Origin of the sequence: Micromonospora sediminimaris (assembly GCF_016863575.1) — a bacterium.
GTDB lineage: Bacteria > Actinomycetota > Actinomycetes > Mycobacteriales > Micromonosporaceae > Micromonospora > Micromonospora sediminimaris.
On record NZ_BOPD01000039.1, the window covers coordinates 1 to 12835 of the forward strand.

General features: G+C 71.3%; 16 protein-coding genes and 1 riboswitch. Of the genes, 12 read left to right on the plus strand and 4 right to left on the minus strand.

What is annotated here, in order from left to right:
* Positions 1-84: 84 nt before the first annotated feature.
* Both Vse01_RS25390 and Vse01_RS25395 read right to left on the minus strand, forming a co-directional pair.
* The gene (locus Vse01_RS25390) at positions 85-969 is read right to left on the minus strand and encodes a septum formation family protein (RefSeq protein ID WP_093404300.1); all 885 of its coding nucleotides are present in this window, start codon (positions 967-969) and stop codon (positions 85-87) included.
* Between the two features lie 87 nt (positions 970-1056).
* Entirely contained in the window at positions 1057-1944 is an 888-nt protein-coding gene (locus tag Vse01_RS25395; protein ID WP_093404297.1) for a septum formation family protein, read from the minus strand.
* 245 nt (positions 1945-2189) lie between these two features.
* Here Vse01_RS25395 and rpe point away from each other — a divergent pair, with 245 nt between their 5' ends.
* From rpe to ribH, 6 genes are all read left to right on the plus strand, one after another.
* Positions 2190-2870, plus strand: a complete 681-nt coding sequence (rpe, locus tag Vse01_RS25400) for a ribulose-phosphate 3-epimerase (RefSeq protein WP_093404294.1) — start codon at positions 2190-2192, stop codon at positions 2868-2870.
* Entirely contained in the window at positions 2764-3855 is a 1092-nt protein-coding gene (locus Vse01_RS25405) for a GGDEF domain-containing response regulator (RefSeq protein WP_093404291.1), read from the plus strand. The genes rpe and Vse01_RS25405 overlap by 107 nt, the downstream gene beginning before the upstream one ends.
* Positions 3856-3912: 57 nt before the next feature.
* A riboswitch (FMN riboswitch) is annotated at positions 3913-4085 on the plus strand.
* Between the two features lie 151 nt (positions 4086-4236).
* The gene (ribD, locus tag Vse01_RS25410) at positions 4237-5298 is read left to right on the plus strand and encodes a bifunctional diaminohydroxyphosphoribosylaminopyrimidine deaminase/5-amino-6-(5-phosphoribosylamino)uracil reductase RibD (RefSeq protein WP_093404288.1); all 1062 of its coding nucleotides are present in this window, start codon (positions 4237-4239) and stop codon (positions 5296-5298) included.
* Positions 5299-5300: 2 nt separating this feature from the next.
* Positions 5301-5921: a riboflavin synthase gene (locus tag Vse01_RS25415; protein WP_093404286.1), complete on the plus strand. Its 621-nt coding sequence runs from the start codon at positions 5301-5303 to the stop codon at positions 5919-5921.
* Complete coding sequence (locus tag Vse01_RS25420; protein WP_093404285.1) at positions 5918-7180, plus strand: bifunctional 3,4-dihydroxy-2-butanone-4-phosphate synthase/GTP cyclohydrolase II; 1263 nt, start codon at positions 5918-5920, stop codon at positions 7178-7180. The genes Vse01_RS25415 and Vse01_RS25420 overlap by 4 nt, the downstream gene beginning before the upstream one ends.
* Before the next feature lie 5 nt (positions 7181-7185).
* On the plus strand, positions 7186-7686 hold the full coding sequence (gene ribH / locus Vse01_RS25425; protein ID WP_093404283.1) for a 6,7-dimethyl-8-ribityllumazine synthase: 501 nt from the start codon (positions 7186-7188) through the stop codon (positions 7684-7686).
* Between the two features lie 19 nt (positions 7687-7705).
* On the opposite strand, the gene Vse01_RS25430 is transcribed toward ribH, so the two are convergent.
* Positions 7706-8359, minus strand: coding sequence for a hypothetical protein (locus Vse01_RS25430; protein ID WP_093404282.1), 654 nt, complete (start codon positions 8357-8359; stop codon positions 7706-7708).
* Positions 8360-8466: 107 nt separating this feature from the next.
* Complete coding sequence (locus tag Vse01_RS25435) at positions 8467-9327, minus strand: ABC transporter substrate-binding protein (protein WP_093404280.1); 861 nt, start codon at positions 9325-9327, stop codon at positions 8467-8469.
* Between the two features lie 136 nt (positions 9328-9463).
* Between Vse01_RS25435 and Vse01_RS25440 the strand changes: the two genes are divergently transcribed.
* From Vse01_RS25440 to rplT, 6 genes are all read left to right on the plus strand, one after another.
* A complete protein-coding gene (locus Vse01_RS25440; protein WP_093404279.1) occupies positions 9464-9727 on the plus strand; it encodes a phosphoribosyl-ATP diphosphatase in 264 nt (87 codons plus the stop codon).
* Positions 9728-9772: 45 nt separating this feature from the next.
* Positions 9773-10618, plus strand: a complete 846-nt coding sequence (gene hisG / locus Vse01_RS25445; protein WP_093404277.1) for an ATP phosphoribosyltransferase — start codon at positions 9773-9775, stop codon at positions 10616-10618.
* A 152-nt stretch (positions 10619-10770) separates the two neighbouring features.
* Entirely contained in the window at positions 10771-11238 is a 468-nt protein-coding gene (locus tag Vse01_RS25450) for a PH domain-containing protein (protein ID WP_093404787.1), read from the plus strand.
* Between the two features lie 301 nt (positions 11239-11539).
* The gene (gene infC / locus Vse01_RS25455; protein ID WP_093404276.1) at positions 11540-12184 is read left to right on the plus strand and encodes a translation initiation factor IF-3; all 645 of its coding nucleotides are present in this window, start codon (positions 11540-11542) and stop codon (positions 12182-12184) included.
* Positions 12185-12204: 20 nt separating this feature from the next.
* Positions 12205-12399: a 50S ribosomal protein L35 gene (gene rpmI, locus Vse01_RS25460; RefSeq protein ID WP_093404274.1), complete on the plus strand. Its 195-nt coding sequence runs from the start codon at positions 12205-12207 to the stop codon at positions 12397-12399.
* Positions 12400-12431: 32 nt separating this feature from the next.
* On the plus strand, positions 12432-12824 hold the full coding sequence (gene rplT / locus Vse01_RS25465) for a 50S ribosomal protein L20 (protein WP_093404272.1): 393 nt from the start codon (positions 12432-12434) through the stop codon (positions 12822-12824).
* Positions 12825-12835 lie beyond the last annotated feature (11 nt).

Consider the following 12835-nt stretch of genomic DNA (forward strand, 5'->3'; position numbering starts at 1 on the left):
CTGGGGCTGGGGCTGGGGCTGGGGCTGGGGCTGGGGCTGGGGCTGGGGCTGGGGCTGGGGCTGGGGCTGGGGCTGGGGCTGGGGTCAGTTGATGGGCAGGACCCGGGTGCCGGCGCCCTTCACCGATCGGGTCAGGGTGCGGTCGCTCATCCAGAGGAAGCATTGCACCGACCGGTTGCCGCTGCGCCACTCGCCCTCGGACGGGTGGTAGAAGATGGTGCCGACCCGGTACTGGAGGTTGCCGTCGTCCGGCAGCTTGGCGAAGCGGGCGACGGCGCTGCGGCATCCTCGATGGCTCCGCCCCGGGTTTTCCAGGAACTCCGACCAGCTGCTCTCCGGTGCCTGCCACAGACCCACGAACTCGGCCCGATGCTTCGCGGTGCACTTGACGGCGACCATCTCGGTCACCTCGTCGCCCTCGGTGCGGGCGTTGAAGCAGCTGTGCCGCAGCGACGACGAGCCGTCCAGCGCACCGGCCAGGCTGGCGGTACGTCGTACCGGTATCGGGGTGTCGAGCCCGCGCAGCTCGTGAACGTCGCAGCGGAACCACCGGGCGCCGCCGGTCCACGCCTGCGGCGAGGGTAGGACGACGGTGAGCCCGATCCGGGCGCCGCGCCAGTCGCCGCCCAGTGTCTCGCGGACCTCACGGTCGCATTCGCCGAACGCGGCGCGCATTCCCTTGCTGCCGGCCGTCGGCAGTCGGGCCCCGGTCGCTTCGGTGAGCGCTCCGACGTGCAGGGTTTCGGCCCGGTGCGGCTGCGCGCAGTCCACCGGTGCGTACGCGCTGAGGTAGCCGACCTCCTGCGGCTGCCCGTGGCAGGTGCCGGAGCCGGGCGTGAACACCGCCGGTGCGCTCATCGACGTCCAGTCGTCGACCAGGTCACCATCGGTGCCGGCCGGCCGGGTGCAGCCGGTCGCCGCCAGCGCCACCACGGTCGCCAGGGCGACTCCGGTCAGCCATCGTCGCATCCCCGTGGACCTCCCGCTCCCCGCTGTCGAAGCGGCAGCATACGGCACCGGGCTTCGGCGACCGTTCGAGCCGTTTCCGCACCGTACTCAGGTGACAGGCAGTCCCTGCGGGCCCACGCCGCGCATCGAGCCGGTGAGCTTGCGGTCGTCGCTCCACAGGATGCACCGCACCCCCCGGTCGCCCTCCTCCCATTCCCGCTGTGACGGCGGGTAGAAGATGGATCCGGCGCGGTAGGGTAGGTCGGCGTTGTTGGGCACGTCCGCGAAGGCGGCGATCAGCTCCATGCACCGCTTGTGGGCCTGGCCGGCCGAACGGACGAACTGCTCCCAGCTCATGTCCTGCTCGACGTAGACACCGACGAACTCGGCGCCGTGCGGCTCGGTGCACAGCACCGGGGCCATGTAGTTGAGGCTGTCGCCGATGAGCTTCGGGTCGAAGCAACGGTGCACCAGCGGTGAGTCGCCGATCAGTGCGCCGCGCAGGCTGCCGGTGCGGTTGACCGGCCGGGTGTTGTCGATGCTGTCGGTCTCGCTGAGGTCGCAGCGGAACCAGCGGGCGCCGCCGCGCCAGGCCGGTGCCGACGGCAGCGAGATGTTGAGCGTCAACCGGGCGGTGTGCCAGTCACCGCCGAGCACCAGGCGCGCCCGCTGGTCGCACTCCGCGCGGGCGGTACGCAGGGCTGCCGACCCCGGTTCCGGGCGTTCACCCTCGGCGGCTGCGTCGGTGAACGTGCCGACGTGGATTGCCTCGGCGAGATGGTTGCGAGCGCAGTCCACGGTCTCGTAGGTGCTCGCCTGGACCACCGCGGTGATCCGGGGCAGGCAGGCGTCGGTGGCCGGCACGAACATGGTCGGCGCCCGCAGTGTCTGCCAGTCGTCGGTGAGATCGCCGTCGGTTCCACCCGGCCGCACGCAGCCGCTGAGCACCATCGCAGCCACACTGGCCAGCGCCAGTGCCGCGAGCCACCGTCGCATCGTCCGCCCTTTCCGGGAGCTGCCGCCCGGCTGCCGGCTCCCGCGCCCACCGGCCTGCACGATACGTCACCGTCCCCGATGGAGTGTTGCCGCGAATCGGTCGTCTGGCCAGTGGAAGCTGAGCTTCATTCCGTTTCATCGGTTCGAAGGGGGTCATTCTGCACCATTGGTCACCTCCGGGTCACGGGGTGTCCCGGTTGCTGGCACGCTGCCGCGGCTGCTGGCCGCGTTCGTACACTGGCCCTGTGACCGTACCGCCGCCGATCGTCGCGCCCAGCATCCTCGCCGCCGATTTCTCCCGTCTCGCCGAGGAGGTCCGTGCCGTCGAGGACGCCGCGGACTGGTTGCACGTTGACGTCATGGACAACCACTTCGTGCCGAACCTGACCATCGGGCTACCCGTGGTGCAGAGCCTGCGGGCCGCCACCAAGCTGCCCTTCGACGTGCACCTGATGATCACCGACCCGAAGCGTTGGGCGCCCGGCTACGCCGACGCGGGGGCGTACAACGTCACGTTCCACGCCGAGGCCTGCGACGACCCGGTGGCGTTGGCCCGGGACCTGCGGGCGGCCGGTGCCAAGGCGGGGCTGGCGATCGACCGGGACACCCCGATCGAGCCGTACCTCGACCTGCTGCCCAGCTTCGACACGCTGCTGGTCATGACCATCAAGGCCGGGTTCGGCGGGCAGCGCTTCCTCCCGCAGTTGTTGGACAAGGTCCGCACCGCGCGTCGCCATGTCGACGCCGGCCACCTGGAGCTGCGCATCGAGGTCGACGGCGGGATCGCCGCCGACACCATCGAGCAGGCGGCTGCGGCGGGTGCCGACGCCTTCGTGGCCGGCACCGCCGTCTACGGCGCCGACGACCCGGCCGAGGCGGTACGCCGGCTGCGCGGGCTGGCCGAACGCGCGGCGGCCGGGGCCTGACGTGGACACCCCCGACGACGATCGCAAGGACGTGATCCTCGTCGTCGACGACGACGAGGACATCGCCCGCTTCGTCGAGTTCAACCTGCGTCTCCAGGGCTTCGACGTGATCCTCGCCGCCGACGGTCAGGAGGCGTTGGAGCTGATCGAACGCCAGCGGCCCGACCTGGCCGTGGTCGACCTGATGATGCCGCGGGTGGACGGGCTGGAACTGACCCGGCGACTGCGCGCCGACCCGATGACCGCCGCCCTGCCGGTGATCATGCTGACGGCCAAGGGGATGACCCAGGACAAGGTCCACGGGCTCAACGCCGGGGCCGACGACTATCTGGTCAAGCCCTTCGACAATGCCGAGCTGGTCGCCCGGGTCAGCTCGACGCTGCGGCGCAACAAGGAGTTCCGGGAGGTCTCCCCGCTGACCGGCCTGCCGGGCAACAGCCGGATCCGCCGGGAGATCGCCGACCGGGTCCGTGGCGGCGCGGACTACGCCGTCGGCTACATCGACATCGACCGGTTCAAGAGCGTCAACGACAGGTACGGGTTCGTCCGGGGCGACGGCTTCATCTCCGCGCTGGCCCGCAGCCTGCACCGGGCGGTCGTCGCGGTGGCCCTGCCGCCGGCCTTCCTCGGCCACGTCGGCGGTGACGACTTCGTCTTCGTGTGCACGCCCGAGCAGGTACGGCCACTGACCCTGCGGGTGTCGTCGGACTTCGAGAAGGCCGCGGACGCCCTCTACGATCCCACCGACCGGGAACGCGGCTACGTGGAGTTGAAGGACCGGCGGGGCAACATCCGTCGGGCGGCGCTGGTCACCCTCTCCATCGGGGTCGCCATCTCCGACGCCGACAAGCGCATCACCAACCCGCTGGAGGCGATGACCGTCGCCTCCGAGATGAAGACCGTGGCCAAGAGCCAACCCGGCTCGTACGTGGCGGTGGATCGCCGTCGCGGCGTCGCCGACCCCGGTAACCGTCATGTGAAGTAGCTCGCCCGGGTGGCCCGGTGCCCCGCCGGACGTGTAAGACTTTGCTCAGTACCCACCACGCGCTGGCGGGACTCGGTGTAATTCCGAACCGGCGGTGATCCACGGTCCGACCGTGGTAAGCCCGCGACCCGGGAGCGGTTCGTCCGCCCGGTGGACCTGGTGAGAATCCGGGGCCGACGGTTGGGGGCGGCTCGTCCGCGCCCAGACAGTCCGGATGGGAGACAGCGCGCGGGACGGAAGGGAGCCGTGTGGCTCGCCGGGCTCCGGCGTGCGCGCGTCCCGGCCGGGGCGGCTGTGCCGTACCCGGATTCCGCTGCCTGCCCGTGGCCACCCGGCCGACCTCCCCGCCCGCGCGTACGAGCGAGAGGGCAGCGGCAGGCGATGGCAAGCGTCTCCGTGGACGAGGCGATGCGTCGCGCGATCGAACTCGCGGCGCGCGGGCTCGGCACCACCAGTCCCAACCCGGTCGTCGGCTGCGTGCTGCTCGACGCCGACGGTGAGGTGGTGGGCGAGGGCTTCCACGCGTACGCCGGGGGACCGCACGCCGAGATCGTCGCGTTGGCCCAGGCCGGCCAGCGGGCCAAGGGCGGCACGGCGGTGGTCACCCTGGAACCCTGCGACCACGTCGGCCGCACCAGCCCCTGTAGCACCGCGCTGGTCCAGGCGGGGGTGGCCCGGGTCGTCATCGCGGTACCGGACCCCAATCCCGTCGCCACCGGCGGCGCCGCCACGTTGCGCGCCGCCGGGGTCCGGGTCGACCTGGGGGTACGCGAGGCCGAGGCGGAGAGCGGCAACGTGGCCTGGCTGACCGCCATGCGCCGGGGCTGGCCGTACGTGATCTGGAAGTACGCCGCGACCCTGGACGGCCGCTCCGCGGCGGCCGACGGCACCAGCATGTGGATCACGTCCGAGGCGGCCCGGATGGACGTGCACGCGCTGCGCGCCACCGTCGACGCGGTGGTCGTCGGGGTCGGCACGGTCCTCGCCGACGATCCCCGCCTCACCGTGCGCAACCTGCGCGACGGCAGCCTGGCCATCCGGCAGCCGCTGCGCGTGGTGGTCGACTCGGTCGGGCGTACCCCGGATGACGCCCGGGTCCGCGACGGCGCCGCCCGCACCTGGGTGGCCACCGCCGAGGAGGTGGGCACCGGCCCGGACGGTGGCGTCGACCTGCCGGCGCTGCTCGCCGCCCTGCACACCCGTGGGGTACGGGCCGTGCTGCTGGAGGGCGGGCCCCGGCTCGCCGGGGCGTTCCTCGCCGCCGGCCTGGTCGACCGGGTGGTCGGCTACCTCGCGCCCCGGCTGCTCGGGGCCGGGCCCGCCGCGCTTGTCGACGCGGGTGTGACCACCATCGCCGAGGCCATCGACCTGGAACTCACCGACGTTACGCAGGTCGGTCCCGACCTGCGGATCACCGCGCTGCCCCGGAAGAGGGAGGGCTAGGCATGTTCACCGGCATCGTCGAGGAACTGGGCGAGGTCGTCGGGGTGACCCCCACGGCGGAGGACTCGTCTCTGGTAGCGGTCCGTGGCCCACTGGTCACCTCCGACGCACGGCACGGCGACTCGATCGCGGTCAACGGGGTCTGCCTGACCGTCGTCGAGGTCGACGGCGGGGTGTTCACCGCCGACGTGATGGGCGAGACGCTGCGCCGCTCGGCGCTGGGCGCACTGCGTACCGGCGACCGGGTCAACCTGGAGCGGGCCGCCACGCTGGGCAGCCGCCTCGGCGGTCACCTGGTGCAGGGGCACGTCGACGGCGTGGGTGAGGTGCTTTCCCGCGAGCCGGCGCCGCGCTGGGAGACGGTCCGGTTCCGGTTGCCCGCCGCGCTGTCCCGGTACGTGGTGGAGAAGGGCTCGATCACCGTCGACGGGGTCTCGCTGACCGTGGCGGAGGTCGGTCCCGACTGGTTCGCCGTCGGCCTGATCCCCACCACCCTGTCGGCGACCACGCTCGGCACCCGGTCGGTTGGTGACCCGGTCAACCTGGAGATGGACGTGCTGGCCAAGTACGTCGAGCGGCTGCTGGCCGGCCGCGCGGCCGACGGAGCGGAGGTGCCGGCATGACCTTCGCCGACATCGAGCAGGCCCTGGTCGAGATCGCCGCCGGCCGTCCGGTCGTGGTGGTCGACGACGCCGACCGGGAGAACGAGGGCGACCTGATCTTCGCGGCCGAGCTGGCCACCCCGGAACTGCTGGCCTTCACGGTGCGGCACACCTCGGGCTTCATCTGCGTACCGCTCACCGAGAGCGAGTGCGACCGGCTCGACCTGCCGCCCATGCACCACACCAACCAGGACCGGCGGCAGACCGCGTACACGGTGACAGTCGACGCCCGGGAAGGGGTCACCACCGGCATCTCGGCGGCCGACCGGGCGCACACCATCCGGCTGCTCGCCGACCCGGCCACCAGCCCGACGGACCTGGCCCGCCCGGGGCACGTGGTGCCGCTGCGGGCCCGCCCGGGTGGGGTGCTGCGCCGCCCCGGGCACACCGAGGCGGCCGTGGACCTGACCCGGCTGGCCGGGCTGCGTCCGGCCGGGGTGCTCTGCGAGCTGGTCAACGACGACGGCACCATGATGCGGCTGCCGGACCTGGAGAAGTTCTGCGCCGAGCACTCGCTGACCCTGGTCACCATCGCGGATCTGATCGCCTACCGGCGGCGCACCGAGAAGCAGGTCGAGCTGGTCGCGGACGCCCGGATGCCCACCGAGCACGGGGTGTTCCGGGCGCTGGGTTACCGCAGCGAGTACGACTCGGCCGAGCACGTGGCGCTGGTGATGGGCGACATCGGCGACGGCCGTGACGTGCTGGTCCGGGTGCACTCGGAGTGCCTGACCGGCGACGTCTTCTCGTCGGTGCGCTGCGACTGCGGGCCGCAGCTCAACGCCGCCCTGGACCGGGTGGCCCGCGAGGGGCGGGGCGTGGTCCTCTACGTGCGCGGTCATGAGGGGCGTGGCATCGGGCTGCTGCACAAGCTCCAGGCGTACCAGTTGCAGGACCAGGGCCGCGACACGGTGGACGCGAACCTCGACCTCGGCCTGCCGGCCGACGCGCGTGACTACGGCACCGGCGCGCAGATCCTCTATGACCTCGGGGTCCGCTCGATGCGGTTGTTGACCAACAACCCGGCCAAGCGGGCGGGGCTGGAGGGCTACGGACTGACCGTCACCGGCCGCGAGGGGCTGCCGGTGCGCCCGCACCCGGAAAACGTACGTTACCTGCGGACCAAGCGGGACCGGATGGGTCACCTGCTCGACCAGCTTGACGAGGTGGCCGAAGCGCCGATGGGGCGTACGGTGCCGGGCAGAGAGATCGGAGCGTAGGAGAGATGGCGGGTTTCGGGGAGCCGGGTACGGCTCCGGTGGACGCGGCCGGGATGACCGTCGGTGTGGTCGCCGCGCGCTGGCACGGTGACCTGACCGACCACATGCTCGACCGGGCGGTCGCCGCCGCGCAGGCGTGCGGTGCGCGGGCGGTGGTGGCCCGGGTGGCCGGCTCGGTGGAGTTGCCCGTGGTGGCGCAGGCCCTGGCCCGACGCTGTGACGTGGTGGTCGCCCTCGGAGTGGTGGTACGCGGTGCCACCGCCCACTTCGACTACGTCTGCCGCTCGGTCACCGACGGCCTGACCCGGGTCGCCCTGGACGAGGGCAAGCCGGTCGCCCACGGCGTGCTCACCGTCGACACCATCGAGCAGGCCCGCGACCGTGCCGGCCTGCCCGACTCCGCCGAGGACAAGGGCTGGTCGTCGACGGTGGCCGCCCTCGACGCCGCCCTCGCCATCCGCCAGACCGCCGCCGCCGGCAACTACCCTGTCGGTTTCGGCGCCTGACGGTTGCGGCGTCGGCGGTTCAGCTCTCCTCCTCGTTCGGATCGAACTGTGCCTGGACGGCCTGCTCGACCGCCGCTGAGGACAGCGGGGTGACGGTCTGACCACTGATCGAGCAGCCGGCCCAGTAGCTGCCGGTGGCCTGCGAGCCCTGGATGCTCCAGTAGTCGCTGTCGCACCGGGCGACGTCCCGGTTCACGTCGTCCAGGTCGGCGTCACTGAGCAGCACGTGCGGGATGCCGGTCTTGCTGACGTACATGAAGTTCTTCGGCAGGTAGATCGTCACGTTGTCCACGCCGGCGGTGACCAGGTGGTTGGCCAGCGCGCTGATGTCGTGTCCGGTGTGGCAGACGAGGAACCACAGGGTGTGGCCGCTGATCCCGGCCGGGGTGAACTTCGCGGCCAGGTCCTGGGCGAACTCGTCCAGCCACCGTCCGCCGATCCACGGTGCCTCCTGCCCGGACCGGGGATCGATGTCGTAGCCGGAGTGGGCGAGGATCAGGACCGGCTCGCCGGGCTTGAGCGCCGGCTTCAGCGGGGTCTGCATCTCGGCGATCGTGCTGTTCAGCACGGCCCGGGTGACGTGCTGCGCCACCGCCTTGTTCGCCCGGAGGCGCTTGACGTCGGCCGCGAACTCGCGGCTGATCTTGCTCTTGCTCTCGATGATCCAGATCATGGGGTCTCCCGGCGACGAGGGGCTGTCGCCTCAGGATGCGTCCATCAGTCGGCGACCAGCATCGACCAGTCCTCTTCCGAACAGTCGGAAACCGGCTTCGACCGTGCTCACGTGAGTTCGGGCGCTCCCGCTTCCTGGGCGAGCCACCGCTCCTCCAACTGCTTGAGGACGCCCTCGGAGGCGAGCTGTCCGACCGTCGCGCTGACGCAACCGGTGAGTGGCGAGTCCTTCTCCAGCAGCAGTCCGAACGCCTCCGGGCTGCCCACCTGGGGTAGCTGTCCGACGATCACCGCGTCGTCGATCTCCGTCCCGGCGATTGTGAACGCGGTGGGCAGATCCACCACCAGGCCATCGATCCGCCCGCTCCGTAGCGCCTTGGTGGCCTCGTCGCGGGATTTGTAGGTCCGCGGTTCGGAGCTCGGCCGCACCAGATCGGTGATGGCCTGGTGGCCGGTCGTGCCGGCCTGGGCGCCGAGCCGGGCGTCACGCAGTTCGGCCAGCGCGGCCCCGCCGGCGATCTCGGCGGACTTCAGCGTGATCACCGCCTGCCGGACCAGGTGGTACGGCGCGGAGAAGTCGACCGCCTGCTTGCCCTCGTCGCTGATCGAGAACTGGTCGATGCCGAAGTCGAAGGTCTTCGGCCCGGGGGCGACAGCGGCCTCAGACCCCACCCGTGTCCAGGTGACGTCGTCGCGGGCGTAGCCGAGCTGTTCGGCCACCGCGTAGGCCACGGCGGACTCGAAACCCTGACCGTTGTCCGGCTTGTCGTCGACGAACCACGGCTGGCGGACCGCCGCACCGGTGGCGATGGTGAGCTTGCCCGCAGTCTCGGTGGGCAGGCTGTCCTTGGCGCACGGCATCGACACGGTCGGCATGGGCGCCGGCTGGGCCTGCGGCGTGCAGGCGCTGGCCGCGAGCAGGACGGCCGCTGCGGAGGCGAAGGCGAGGGTACGCGGGGTGGTGACCATGGCGGACAGCGTACGACCAACATAGGTGGGGATCGAAGGGTTGTCCCACCGTGCCGGTGTCGGATGCGTTCCGTCCACCGGTCACCACCGACCCGGCGCGCGGGTCGACCCTGGGCGACTGCGAGAATCCGTCTCCGTGAAGACGTTCGAGGAGTTGTTCGCGGAGTTGCAGGCCAAGGCCGCGGCCGGCACCCCCGGCTCGGGCACCGTCGCCGCACTGGAGCAGGGCGTGCACTTCATCGGCAAGAAGGTCGTCGAGGAGGCGGCCGAGTCGTGGATGGCCGCCGAGCACGAGGGGTCCGAGCGCACCGCCGAGGAGATCTCCCAGCTGCTCTACCAGGTCCAGGTGCTGATGCTCGCCACCGGTCTCGACCTGAAGGACGTCTACCGACATCTGTGAGTGCCCCCACCGTCGAACCGAAGCCGATCGAAGGAGCACTCCGTCATGCTGCGCGTCGCCGTACCCAACAAGGGCGCCCTGGCCGATTCCGCCGCCCAGATGCTGCGTGAGGCGGGCTACCGCCAGCGCACCGACACCAAGGACCTGGTCTGCCGCGACCAGGCCAACGACATCGAATTCTTCTACCTGCGGCCGAAGGACATCGCCACCTACGTCGGCTCCGGTGATCTGGACGTCGGCATCACCGGCCGGGACCTGCTGATCGACTCCGGTGCGCCGGCCGAGGAGGTCGTCGACCTGAACTTCGGCCGGGCCACCTTCCGCTTCGCGGCCCGGCCCGACGACGTCGACGACGTACGGGAGCTGGGCGGGCACCGGATCGCCACCGCGTACCCGGGGCTGGTCGAGCGGCACCTCGCCGAGCTGGGCGTCAAGGCCGACGTGATCCGCCTCGACGGTGCGGTGGAGAACGCCATCCGGCTGGGGGTCGCCGACGTGGTCGCCGACGTGGTCGAGACCGGGGCCACGCTGCGCCAGGCCGGTCTGGTGGTCTTCGGTGAGCCGCTGCTGCAATCCTCGGCGGTGCTGGTACGCCGCACCGGCGCGGCCGCCCACCCGCAGGCCGAGCAGCTGCTGCGCCGGCTGCACGGGGTGCTGGTGGCCCGCCGCTACGTGATGCTCGCCTACGACGTGCCGGCCGGGCTGTTGGATCGGGCCAGCTCGTTGACCCCGGGCATCGAGTCGCCGACGGTCTCCCCGCTGCACCGGGAGGGCTGGGTGGCGGTGCAGGCCATGGTGCTCCGCGACGACGTGCACCGGATCATGGACGAGCTTTACGAGCTGGGTGCCCGCGCGATCCTGGTCACCAACATCCACGCCTGCCGGTTGTGAGCCGCTGCTCCGATGGCCCATGAGGTCCACGTCAGTGTGGCGGCGGCCGGCCGGCCGGAAGCGGATGGCAGACTTGTGCCATGAGTGAGCGGCGGGACGTGACGCAGTCCAGCGCCGGCCCGGGCGAGCGCGAGCGGGCGACCGGCACCGAGTTGTTCCGGCTGCGCCCACGCCGGATCCGGCTGGTCTGCTGGGTTTCGGCGATCCTGCTGGTCGTGGTCTTCGCGCTGGTCGCCACCACGCTGACCGGCCCGACCGGCAACGGGTACGGCACCTTCCAGCGCGGTGACCAGTTCGCCATGATCGGGCTTGGGATCCTGTTCGCCCTGGGCACCCTGCTGTTCACCCGGCCTCGGGTCGAGGCGGACGCGCGGGGGGTGCGGGTGCGCAACATCATCGGCTCGTACGAACTGCCCTGGGAGGTCGTCCGGGGCGTCCGGTTCGACCGGGGCGCCCCCTGGGCGGCCCTGGAGCTGTACGACGACGACTTGCTGCCGGTGGTCGCCCTCCAGGCCGCAGACAAGCAGCTCGCCGTCGACGGGGTGCGCGCCCTGCGCCGACTGCACCGGGAGCACCTTGCCGCGCTCGCCGAGCGGGCAGCGGGCCAGCGCCCGGTTTGAGGGGCCGCTGGCCGAGGGTGTAGTGTTGTCAAGTCGACCAGGCTGTCCGCTCCGGCGGGTGGCCGTGAAAGCGGAGCGCCTGCTCCCACCCGAGTCGCCGCCTCTGGCGTCCGGGTCCGGTCACCGGTTCCGGGCACGTCCCGGCATCGGATGCGCGATCCTGTGATCGTGCCGACCGGTCGAGCAGGCCCTGGCATTCGCCGGGGCCTTCTACTTTCCGGGCCGGTTCCCACCGGGAGCCGCCGGGTCGGCCACGCATGAAGATCCGACTCGAGGAGGCCCCATCAGCGTCGAACCACGCGTGAACGATCAGATCCGGGCACGTGAGGTCCGACTGGTCGGCCCCGAGGGTGAGCAGGTGGGCATCGTCCCGCTGGAGCGCGCCCTTCAGCTGGCCGCGGACGTCGATCTGGACCTGGTCGAGGTTGCGCCGATGGCGCGCCCGCCGGTGTGCAAGCTCATGGACTTCGGCAAGTTCAAGTACGAGAGCGCACTGAAGGCGCGCGAAGCGCGGCGTAACCAGCAGCAGACCGTCATCAAGGAGATGAAGCTCCGGCCGAAGATCGATCCGCACGACTACGAGACCAAGAAGGGTCACGTGGTGCGGTTCCTCAAGGCCGGCGACAAGGTCAAGGTGACGATCATGTTCCGCGGTCGCGAGCAGAGCCGTCCGGAGCTGGGCTACCGGCTCCTGCGCCGGCTCGAGTCCGAGATCACGGAACTGGGATACGTGGAGTCCGCTCCGAAGCAGGACGGCCGAAACATGATCATGGTTCTCGCTCCGCACCGGGCCGTGAAGGCCTCCGCGGTCGCCGCCACGGCGTCCCGTGGCGGGCCTCGGGAGCGGACCGCGGAGGAGCCCGCCGCGACCGCCGAGCCTGCGGTGACAAGTGAGAGCGCAGCAGCCGGTGAGACCGGCACGACCGCTGACACCAGCGGTCAGTAACAGGGGAGAAGACGTTCCACATGCCGAAGATGAAGAGCCACACGGGGATGGGCAAGCGGGTCCGCGTGACCGGCAAAGGCAAGATCACGAAGCAGCAGGCCGGTCTGCGTCACAACCTGGAGAAGAAGCCCTCCACCCGCACCCGCCGGCTGACGGGCGTGGTCGAGGTGGCCAAGGCTGACGTCAAGCGCATCAAGAAGCTGCTCGGCCGCTGACGCGCGCCACCTGAATCCAAGAAGGAGTTGAGATGGCACGCGTCAAGCGGGCTGTTAACGCCCAGAAGAAGCGCCGTACCCTGCTGGAGACCGCGAGCGGATACCGCGGTCAGCGCTCCCGGCTGTACCGCAAGGCCAAGGAGCAGGTGCTGCACTCGATGCAGTACGCCTACCGGGACCGTCGCGACCGCAAGGGCGACTTCCGGCAGCTGTGGATCCAGCGGATCAACGCGGGTGCCCGCGCCAACGGGATGACCTACAACCGGCTGATCCAGGGCCTGCGCCTGGCCGGCATCGAGGTCGACCGCAAGATCCTGGCTGACCTGGCGGTCAACGACGCCGCCGCGTTCGCGGCGATCGTCGAGCTGGCCCGGGCTGCCGTGCAGGCCGAGGGCACCGGCGGCGCGCCCGCCCAGGCCGCCTGAGTCCCACCCAG

Bases quoted from the DNA above. Each gene is read 5' to 3' on its own strand.
- hisG (WP_093404277.1), top strand. From the start codon at position 9,773: ATGCTGCGCGTCGCCGTACCCAACAAGGGCGCCCTGGCCGATTCCGCC.
- ribD (WP_093404288.1), top strand. From the start codon at position 4,237: ATGGCAAGCGTCTCCGTGGACGAGGCGATGCGTCGCGCGATCGAACTC.
- Vse01_RS25415 (WP_093404286.1), top strand. From the start codon at position 5,301: ATGTTCACCGGCATCGTCGAGGAACTGGGCGAGGTCGTCGGGGTGACC.
- Vse01_RS25435 (WP_093404280.1), bottom strand. From the start codon at position 9,327: ATGGTCACCACCCCGCGTACCCTCGCCTTCGCCTCCGCAGCGGCCGTC.
- Vse01_RS25420 (WP_093404285.1), top strand. From the start codon at position 5,918: ATGACCTTCGCCGACATCGAGCAGGCCCTGGTCGAGATCGCCGCCGGC.
- ribH (WP_093404283.1), top strand. From the start codon at position 7,186: ATGGCGGGTTTCGGGGAGCCGGGTACGGCTCCGGTGGACGCGGCCGGG.
- rplT (WP_093404272.1), top strand. From the start codon at position 12,432: ATGGCACGCGTCAAGCGGGCTGTTAACGCCCAGAAGAAGCGCCGTACC.
- rpmI (WP_093404274.1), top strand. From the start codon at position 12,205: ATGCCGAAGATGAAGAGCCACACGGGGATGGGCAAGCGGGTCCGCGTG.
- Vse01_RS25395 (WP_093404297.1), bottom strand. From the start codon at position 1,944: ATGCGACGGTGGCTCGCGGCACTGGCGCTGGCCAGTGTGGCTGCGATG.
- Vse01_RS25430 (WP_093404282.1), bottom strand. From the start codon at position 8,359: ATGATCTGGATCATCGAGAGCAAGAGCAAGATCAGCCGCGAGTTCGCG.
- Vse01_RS25390 (WP_093404300.1), bottom strand. From the start codon at position 969: ATGCGACGATGGCTGACCGGAGTCGCCCTGGCGACCGTGGTGGCGCTG.